The sequence below is a fragment of the Gemmatimonadales bacterium genome (assembly GCA_036265815.1).
Taxonomy (GTDB): domain Bacteria; phylum Gemmatimonadota; class Gemmatimonadetes; order Gemmatimonadales; family GWC2-71-9; genus CAVVWJ01.
This window is the reverse complement of the sequence record DATAOI010000007.1, coordinates 1-5,958: the sequence shown is the minus strand read 5'-3', so window position 1 is coordinate 5,958 and position 5,958 is coordinate 1. Positions and strand designations below refer to the sequence as shown.

The following is a 5,958-nucleotide window of genomic DNA, read 5'->3' as shown; positions in this document are numbered from 1 at the left end:
GATGTGGGGGTGCTGCAGCTGGGCCGCGATCTCGATCTCCCGGAGAAAGCGGTCCGGGCCCATGCTGGCCGCCAGCTCGGGGCGGAGCACCTTGACCGCCACCTTGCGCCGATGCCGCACGTCCTCGGCCAGATACACCGTGGCCATGCCCCCCGCCCCCAGCTCCCGCTCCAGCACGTAGCGCTCGGCCAGAGCGGCGGCCAGGCGGTCATACGCCTGAGTCATCGGGGGCATTCGGGCTGAGTGTGAAATGGCAATTCGACAAGAAGCTAACCGGCCGGGACGAGGCGGGTAATGGCGCGGTGCCGCCGCCTCCGCTGCCCGGCCAGCTCGCTCCATTCCCCGCGGCCGACCTCGCGCTCGATCCGATACCGGTCCGCGAGGGCGGTGACGAGGTGATCGTACGCCCCGGTCACGCGACCCCAGCTTCCAGTTTGCCCGGCTTCATCGGGCGGTCCCATCGCAACCGGCGCAGCACCGATACGAACTCGGGGTCAGTCCGCAGCGCATCATACCCAGGCCACTGGGGAGCGATGAGGGCAAAGAGCGGATCCCGCACCTCGGCCGCCTCGGCAACGTGCCGGAGCACATCGGCTCGGCGGCCAGCGCCCAGGGCCGCCACCGTGAGGACCGCCGGCTGGACGTACTCGCCTCGCGACCGAGCGAAGAGCTCGGCATACAGCGCGTCGGCCTTCTCCGGCCGCCGTGTGGCGCCATGCGCCAGGGCCAACCCCATCATGAGCCAGGGATGGCGGCCGAATCGCGACAGCATCGAGCGCCCGATCTCAACCGCCTCCGCCGCTCCCGGTCCGAGCGCGAGCGCGTGGAGCCGTGTCCAGTTAGGGTAGAAGGCCGTCGGGTCCAGCTCGATCCCACGCTCCGACTCCGCCGCCGCGAGCTCCGCTTGCCGGTTCCACGCCAGGGCCAGCGCCAATTGTGCCCGAGCGTGGGCGCTCAGGGGGTCAGCTTCGACGACCGCGCGCAGCTCCGGGAGCGCCCGGTCGTGGTCGCCCCGCACGTAACACCAATCGAAGAGTGCCCGAAGGGCCCTGGCGTCCTGGCTGGTTGGGTCCAGCTCGACAGCGCGAGCCCACGCTGCGGCGGCCTTCTCGCGGTCGAACTCTCCCATGAGGGAAAGGAGCCCCAGGGCGAGCTGGCCGGCCACCAGGCTCGAGTCGAGCGCCAATGCTCGCTCTGTCGCGGCGGCCGCACGCGCGTAGACCTCCGATGGGTGGACCAAACCGTAGAGGCTGAGCAGCAACAGCGCCTCCGCCAGCTCGGCGTGCGCCGGGGCGAATGCCGGGTCAAGCCTGAGCGCCTGATCGAAGCACTCGACCGCACGCAGCAGGGCCGAGCCCCGCTGCCGGGCGAGGGCGCGCCCCTTGAGGAACAGCTCGTACGCCTCGAGGTTTTCCGTGGGTGGCCGTATCAAGGCTTCGCCGACGCCCAGTGTCACTTTGAGCTTGCCGGCGATCGCCAGCGCGATCTCATCCTGAATCACAAACACGTCGGTCAGCTCGCGATCGTAGCGCTCGGACCAGAGGTGATAACCGTCCGCCACGTTGACGAGCTGGGCGGTGATGCGAAGGCGATCGCCGGCCTTGCGCACACTGCCCTCGAGCACGGTAGTCACGTTCAGCTGCTCGCCAACGGTGCGGAGGTCCGCGTTTCGGCCCTTGAAGGAGAAGGACGAGGTTCGGGCCGCCACGCGAAGCCGAGGCAACTGTGTCAGGGCGTTGATGATCTCCTCCGAGATGCCGTCGGAGAAATACTCGTTCTCCGGATCCCCGCTCATATTCGCGAACGGCAGCACGGCGATCGAGCGCTCGTGGCCTCCGGCGTCGGTGGGTCCGTTCTTCGCGATCAGCGCCTGGGCGAAGCGCTCGACCGTGGCGAAGCGATCCTCCGGAGCCCGCGCCATGGCGGTGTAGAGCGCGGCATCGACGCCGCTCGAGATGTGGGGCACCTTCACCCGCAGCCTCGGCGGCGGCTGGGTGAAACGCTGCACCAGAATGGAGTCGAGCGTGGGGCCGGTGAATGGCGGCTCGCCGGCCAGCATCTCGTACAGGACGCAGGCGAGCGCATACAGATCGCTTCGCCCGTCCACATCGCGCTCCCCCGCCGCCTGCTCCGGGCTCATGTACGCCGGCGTGCCCAGCGCCAGGCCGGTCAGGGTGATGCGCTCCGAGCCTGCCGCCGAGACCGCTCGGGCGATGCCGAAGTCGGCCACGACCGCATGGCCCGACTGGAGCAGGATGTTTTCCGGCTTGATGTCGCGGTGAATGATGTCGTGCGCATGGGCGTAGACCAGGGCGTCGGCGACCTCGCTCGCGATTCGGAGGGCCTCGTCCACCGGGAGATGCTTGTCGCGGGCCAGACGGTCGCGCAAGGACTCCCCATCCACGAATGGCATCACGTAGTACAGGAGCGTGGGCTGACCGGGTCCTTCAGCCTGGGCCTCGCCTGAATCGTACAGCGCCAGGATGTGCGGGTGATTGAGCTTTGCCGTCGTTCTTATCTCACTCAGAAACCGCTCGGTGCCGAGCGTGGCGGCGAGATCCGGACGCAGAACCTTCAGTGCGACCTTGCGCTCGTGCTTGAGATCGTCCGCGAGATAGACGGTGGCCATGCCGCCGCGGCCCAGCTCGCGCTCGATCCGGTAGCGTTGGGCGAGCGCGCTGGTCAGATGCTCGAGCGGCCGGTTCACGACCCGACCAACCGCGCCGGCGAGGCGGCAATCGCGGGTGAGTGGCCGACCGCCTCATCCATCGTTCGGTCCGCCCGGATCCAAACCCAGAGGACGGCGCCGACCAGTGCGAACAGCGACGCCGTGCCGAGCGCGATGGGCCACCCCAGCGTCCGCGCCGTGAGCGGCACCAGCAGCGCCACGACGCCTCCGACCACGTTCCCGCCGGTGTTCATCACCCCGCAGGCGGCGGGTGCATGCCGCCCGCCCACCGACGTGGCCGCGGCCCAATAGGCACTGTCAGTAAACTGCTGGGTGCCCAGGCATAGCGAGAGATAGAAGACGGCCACATAGGGGCCGACTGCGGTGGCGGCCGCCAGGAGGAAGCCGCCGGACAGTAGGAGCCCGATCATGATGACGAAGCGACAGGCCACTCGGATGCCGCGCCTGTGGGTGAGCCGGTCGCACATCCAGCCGCCGAGTGCCGCGGTGAATGCCCCGGTGACCCAGGGAGCCGCGGCGAGCCAACCGCCCTGAAGCTCCTGGAACTTCCGGACCTCGACCAGATAGATGTACAGCCAGTTGAAGAAGAAGTAGAAGATGTAATTCTGGAAGAAGTAGCTCGCGGTGATGAGGGCGATTTCCCGGTTCCGAAGTACCACCTTCCAGGCGCCGCGGACTTCGCTCACCCCTGCGGCCGCGGGGCGGTTCTCGTCGATGACCGCGATCTCCTCCGCACTCACCGCGTAGTGCTGTACGGGCTGGTCTCGTCCGTACCACCACCAGACGCCCGCGCAGAGGAACGCCACGGGCGCCGTGAGCGCGAACGACCCGCGCCATCCGACGGACAGGATCAGCCAGGCGATCAACGGCCCGGTAGCCGCGGCGCCCAGCGTAAGTCCCGTGTTGGTGAGGGCATTCGGGAGTGCCCATCCAGTGACCGGAAACCATCGTGCGATGGTGTGACCGCTCAGGACGGGAAACAGCGGCGCCTGCGCCGCCCCCATGAGGAAGCGAAGGGCCGCGAGCGTGATGACGATCGCGAGCGGCCCCGCGGCCGAGCTGCCGGGGATGAACGCGACCAGCAGATTGAGCAGGCCCCAGAGCACCGCGACGAGGGTGAGCGCCTTCCGGCCGCCCAGCCATTCGCCCAGCAGCCCGCCGGGCAGCTCGAAGAGGGCATACCCCCAGGCAAAGGCCGCCAGCACCCAGCCGAGCTGCACCTGGGTGAAGCCCAGGTCTCCCATCATCCGGGCGCCCGCGATAGACATGTTGGTGCGGAGCAGGTAGGCCACGAAGCTCAGGAGCACGAGCAGGGCGAGGATGTTCCAGCGGACGTGGCTGGGACGGGCGCTCACCGGGAGCCCTCCAGCTCGACCACCCAGAGATCGCTCTCGTTCTCGCCCAGGGTGAAGTACAGCTGGCCTCCCCGCTCGACCATGGTACCCTTACCGCTTCGCTGCACCGGACCGTCGAAGCTGACCAGGTCGCGAGGTGCGCCACCGGCCACCGGGATCTCGCGGATCTGGGACTGCCCTGCGTGTTGGAACGCAAGGAGCACGCTCCGCCGGTCTTCCGCCCAGATCGGGTTGCCGGTCGACTCCTCCATGCCGGAGACCGGGAGAAGGGTCCGCAGTCGATCATCAGCAGTGGAGCCGACCACCAGCCCTCGGGCCGTGTCGTAGGCCACGAACTCCTTGCGATTGATGGAGAAGTGGATGCTCGCAGCCGCCGGACCCGCTGCCGTCAACGGCGCAGGCTTCCCCCAACCGCCGCCGGTACGCGAGGCCTCCATCAATCGGCCGGGCGCTCTCCCGCCGTAGTTGGGAACGAACCACCAGGTGAGACGGGAGCCATCCGGCCACCAGACCGGGCCCATCGCGTCGCCATCCATCTCGGGTGACACGGCCACCGGCGTGCCACCGTCCCACGGCTTGACGAAGACCCGTCGATAGCCCTTGGGACCGATGCTGTGATACGCGAACTCCTTGCCGTCCGGCGAGGGCTGAGGAGCAAACGCCGGAAAGGTGTCGTCGGTGACCTGCTCGATGTTTCCTCCCGGAAGCGGCATGCGAAAGATCTGCTGAAGCCCCGCGCGGTCGGAGTCGAACAGCAGCCAATGTCCGTCGTCTGAGATCGCGAAGATCTCGATGTTCTGCTCGCCGCTCGTCACCGGCTGGGCGAAGCGGGCCGACACCGTGCCGGTCGCGGGGAGCGGCAGGCGCCAGATGTTGGAGCGGATCCGAGCCACCGAATAGGCCAGGCGGCTCCGGTCGGCGGAGACCGCAATCAGCGAGACGTTGAGGCCGGTGGTCAGCCGGCGCGGCGCGCCCACGGGATGGCCGTCGCGACGGAGGTCGAGCTGGTAGATGTCGCGGCCTCGATCCTGATCGGAAACGAACACGAGGCGCCGGTTGGAGATCCAGGCCGGACTGGCATTGGTGTGATCACCCGCCGTGAGTCGGATGGGAACGCCACCTCCCGCGTCCACCAGCCAGATGCTGCTGGTGGCGACGTTCCAGTCCGTCAGATAGGCCGAATTGCCGGACACGAAGGCGAGCCACCTGCCATCCGGAGACCACGCGAGCTCGTTCGGGTCCAGGCTCCGCGTGATCAGACGAGGCGGCCCTCCCGCCACGGGCCGGACCAGCAGGGAATCCCCCATGACGTAGGCCACCGCTTTTCCATCAGGCGACCACCCACCGAAAAGACCGCGAGGTACCAGCAGTCGCGGGGTGCCGCCGAGCGCGGGAACGACCTGGAGGCCTCGGGGGCTGCCGGTCAGCAGTTGCGAGCCGTCGGGTGACCAGCTCAAGGGACTCATCCGGGTGCCCAGGACGATGGCACTCCCACCTTCGACCCGCCGAAGCTCGAGTCGATCAGCCGTATCGCCCGGGGCGAAGGCGACATACGCGACCGACTTGCCGTCGGCCGAGGGAACGGGCATCTCCTCGACGCCGGCGGTGAGCGTCACCTGAGTGCGGTGCCCGAACTGCAGGGGCGGCGCGGGGCGGGTGAAGGCAAAGACGAGCGCGGCGGCGACGAGGACGAGGGCCGCCACCGCGGCTCCGAAGGCGAGCGATCGACGCCGCGCGACGGAGCGGGCCTCCAATGGCCTGGTGGCCATCGGGGTCATCCCGCCGCTGGGAGTGGCGAGCGGCTCGAGCTGGGTGACCAGGTCGCTGGTGCTCTGCCACCGATCGGCCGGATGCTTCTCCAGGCAGCGCAGCACGATGGTCTCCACCGCCGGCGCCACATTGCCCCGGTAGGTC

Annotated in this window: 5 protein-coding genes; all 5 read right to left on the bottom strand. The window is 68.7% G+C overall.

The features are described 5' to 3' along the window. Positions 1-225 (bottom strand): protein kinase (locus VHR41_01190; protein ID HEX3232779.1); only part of this gene is annotated, 225 nt, incomplete at its 3' end. A 44-nt stretch (positions 226-269) separates the two neighbouring features. Next, the gene (locus VHR41_01185; GenBank protein ID HEX3232778.1) at positions 270-416 is read right to left on the bottom strand and encodes a hypothetical protein; all 147 of its coding nucleotides are present in this window, start codon (positions 414-416) and stop codon (positions 270-272) included. After that, on the bottom strand, positions 413-2,707 hold the full coding sequence (locus VHR41_01180; protein ID HEX3232777.1) for a protein kinase: 2,295 nt from the start codon (positions 2,705-2,707) through the stop codon (positions 413-415). Before VHR41_01180 ends, VHR41_01185 begins: the two co-directional genes overlap by 4 nt. Next, the gene (locus VHR41_01175; protein HEX3232776.1) at positions 2,704-4,044 is read right to left on the bottom strand and encodes an MFS transporter; all 1,341 of its coding nucleotides are present in this window, start codon (positions 4,042-4,044) and stop codon (positions 2,704-2,706) included. The genes VHR41_01180 and VHR41_01175 overlap by 4 nt, the downstream gene beginning before the upstream one ends. After that, positions 4,041-5,958, bottom strand: a 1,918-nt coding sequence (locus VHR41_01170; GenBank protein ID HEX3232775.1) for a hypothetical protein, incomplete at its 5' end; no start/stop codon positions are given. The genes VHR41_01170 and VHR41_01175, both read right to left, overlap by 4 nt.